The organism is Pseudomonas rossensis, from assembly GCF_039888995.1.
Classification (GTDB): domain Bacteria; phylum Pseudomonadota; class Gammaproteobacteria; order Pseudomonadales; family Pseudomonadaceae; genus Aquipseudomonas; species Aquipseudomonas rossensis.
This window is the reverse complement of sequence record NZ_JBBWCB010000262.1, coordinates 1-3,205: the sequence shown is the minus strand read 5'-3', so window position 1 is coordinate 3,205 and position 3,205 is coordinate 1. Positions and strand designations below refer to the sequence as shown.

At 61.2% G+C, this 3,205-nt stretch carries 4 protein-coding genes; all 4 read right to left on the bottom strand.

Going from position 1 to position 3,205, the window contains the following annotated elements; all coding sequences use genetic code 11:
* Positions 1-121: NmrA family NAD(P)-binding protein (locus tag WLY71_RS30190; protein WP_347806496.1), on the bottom strand; the 121-nt coding region annotated here is incomplete at its 3' end.
* A gap of 103 nt (positions 122-224) precedes the next feature.
* Entirely contained in the window at positions 225-950 is a 726-nt protein-coding gene (locus WLY71_RS30185; protein ID WP_347806495.1) for a transporter substrate-binding domain-containing protein, read from the bottom strand.
* A gap of 124 nt (positions 951-1,074) precedes the next feature.
* On the bottom strand, positions 1,075-1,770 hold the full coding sequence (locus WLY71_RS30180) for a phosphoribosyltransferase (protein ID WP_347806494.1): 696 nt from the start codon (positions 1,768-1,770) through the stop codon (positions 1,075-1,077).
* A 95-nt stretch (positions 1,771-1,865) separates the two neighbouring features.
* Positions 1,866-3,205 (bottom strand): MATE family efflux transporter (locus tag WLY71_RS30175; protein ID WP_347806493.1); only part of this gene is annotated, 1,340 nt, incomplete at its 5' end.

Here is a 3,205-nt window from a genome sequence, read left to right as displayed (position 1 = left end):
CTGCCGAATCGTTCACATCACGAACCCCGGCGCGGACTCGGTAACCCTGATCGAGCAAGGCTCTGACCAAGGTATTGCCCAAATGCCCATTGGCCCCTGTGACCAGACATAACTGACTCATACAACTGCCCCCCTCGCTTGAATAAACATCCATTTTGGCGAGGACGACCTTAGGCTCTGTCCCTTGGGACAGAGTCAATATCAGCGGATCAAAAGATCGCAGCCTACGGCGCCACCGTGACATCCGCCTGACCGCTGGCCTTCAGTGCCGCGTGCACGAAGCCTTCGGCTTTTTTGCGCTCCACAAATGCCCTCACATAAGCAGCACCTGCCTCTCGATCTCGAGGCACAGCCATCGCCTGGCGGATGGCCGTGAAGGCCCCTTCAAGCACGCGATAACGCGGGTCCGCATCGGCTACTTTCTGCAACGGTTGGCGCACGCCCGCCGCGGCATCCAGGTCCTTGTCGAAGAACAGGTCGACTGCAGCGACGGAGGTTTCCGCCCGCGCCAGCTGCGCGTGTTTCAAGGTGCGCGCGAGGAACAGGTCATAGGCCGCGCCCTTGCCAACCGCCAGACGCAATCCTGGCTGATCGAGATCTTCGACGGCCACAAAGGGCGAATCGGCCGCTACCAGGTAAGTGCCTTCAATGATCACGTAGGGCGCACTGAACGCGATCTGTTGCTCGCGCACGGGCTCGATGGCAAGGAACGCAAGGTTCCAGGCCCCCTCCTCCAGTGCGGCAAACACTTTACCGGCGGCGTCGAACGTCACCATGTCCAGACGCACGCCAAGCTCTTGCGCCAGTGCCTTGGCCAATGCGACGGAGACGCCTTGTGGCGATCCATCCTGGCCCTGCTGAGCCAATACCGGATTACCGAAATTGATCGCAGCGCGAAGGACGCCTTGCGGGGCGAGATCTTCAAGAACTGCGGGGGTGATAGCACTCATCATTTGCTCCAGGTAGCGGCGGGTACAGTTTCCCGGCCTTCTCTGTTTGGAAGAATCCTTGACTCGAGAACGCTGAGTGAAGCACGCCGGGCAACGCGTTATCCAGTGAGGGCTCTGATCTTTGTCAATTATGACCGGAGTGCTGCTGCGCGGAGCTGGACTCTCGCTGCCACGCCCGCTGCAACAGCTTGATGACCTCGGCATCCGAGGTCTGGGTAAAGTCCATGTACCAACGGCTGATCGACATCATCCAGTCAGGAATGATCGGGCATATCAGCTCATCCACCTCGCTGCGCAGCGCCTCCGCCGTCTCAATCGGCGCCACCGGCACAGCGACGACGATGCGAGACGGCGCTTGCGCACGCACCGCGTGGATCGCCGCCATCATCGAGGCGCCTGTCGCCAGGCCGTCGTCGATCAGGATCACGACCTGATCCTTGAGTTGCACAGGCGCGCGCGTTCCCCGGTAAACCTTCTCGCGGCGTAGCAGCTCCCGGGTTTCCCGTGCGACCACGTCATCGAACGTGGCCGGGTCAATCGGGTGAACCCGCAGCGCATGTTCATTGAGGATTTGGATGCCGCCGCTGGCGATGGCGCCCATGGCGAACTCTTGATGAGACGGAACACCCAGCTTGCGCACCAGCATCAGGTCCAGACGAACGTCCAGTGCCGCGGCCACTTCATAAGCCACCGGCACACCGCCACGGGGCAAGGCGAGGACGATGACATCGGGGCGATGAGCGTATTTGAGCAGCGGTTCCACCAGCCGTCGCCCGGCTGCTGCCCGGTCCTGCAGGATGGTGGGCGATGAGAGACTCATTTGAAAACCTCCTCAGGCGATCACGCCTGTCGGTTCGCATCACACAGTCACTCTGAATTGTCAGTCTGAAGGTGGCCGACAGCAAGTCCGCCCGCCTACACCAACCGCTCGATCTTCTGATGCTGCCAGACCATCTTGTAATACGCCGTCTGCAACACCAGCATCCCCAGATACGCCACCGGAAACGCCATCCACACACCCTGCAACCCGAAGTGCCCGTCCAGCACATACGCCACCGGCAACTGCACCCCGACCACACAAATAATTGAAATCGCCATCGGCACCAGCACCGAGCCGCTGGCGCGCATGATGCCGCCGACAATCGCCTGGAAGCCGAACACCAACAGACTCCACAGCATGATGTGCAACAAATGCTCCGCCTTCGCCCGGGTGGAATCATCCGTGAGGAACAACCCCAGCAACCAGTGCGACAACAGATAACCCAACACCACCAACCCACCGGTCAGGCACACATTGATCAACAGCCCCGTGCGCAGAATCGGCCCCATGCGCTCAAGCCGCCCTGCCCCAATCGCCTGAGCCCCGAGGATCGACGCCGTGATCGCAATCGACAGCGCCGGAAACTGCACGTAATTGACGATCTGCGTCACCGCGCCATACGCCGCCGTCGCCTGCGAACCGTGCTGATTCACCAGCGCCAGAATCACCAACTCCGACACCGACAACACCACCATCTGCAACCCGGTCGGCAACCCGATGCGCAACACCTTGCCGAGAATCACCAGATCCAGGCGCATCGCCGCAAACATCTCCCGATCCGGCGCCAACGGATGCCCCTTGCGAATCAACCGCCACGCCAGCCACCCCATCGCCGACAAGTTACCCGCCAGCCCCGCATACGCCGCACTCTGAATCCCCATCATCGGCAGCCCAAACCAACCGCGAATCAACGCCGGCGTCAGCGCCAACCCGATACACGTCGACACCACCAACGCAATCAGCGGCGACACCGTATCGCTCACCCCGCGCAGCAGTTGGGTGAAGAGCACGTAGACCAGGAGCGACGGCATGATCCACATCATGACGTGGGCGTAGGACACGGCGTCGTCGATAACGTCGGCCGGTGTACCCAGGCCTTCCAGGGCTGGCCTTGCGAATACGCTGCCGAGTACTGCTGCTGTCAGGCCGATCATTGCGCCTAACAGCAAGGTTGTACCGGCGATGGTTTTCACCAGATGCGGTTCACGCGCGCCCCAGGCTTGGCCGATGAGCACGCCAGCACCCGCGCCGAGGCCGATGACCAGGGCGATGAAGAAGAAGACGATGGGGAACATGCCAGAGACGGCGGCCAGGGCTTGGGTGCCGAGCATTTGGCCGATGTAGATGCTGTTGATCGTGCCCGACATGGATTGGAGGAAATTGGAGAGGACCATGGGGGCCAGGAAAAGGAGGTAGGTTTTCCAGAGGGGGTGTT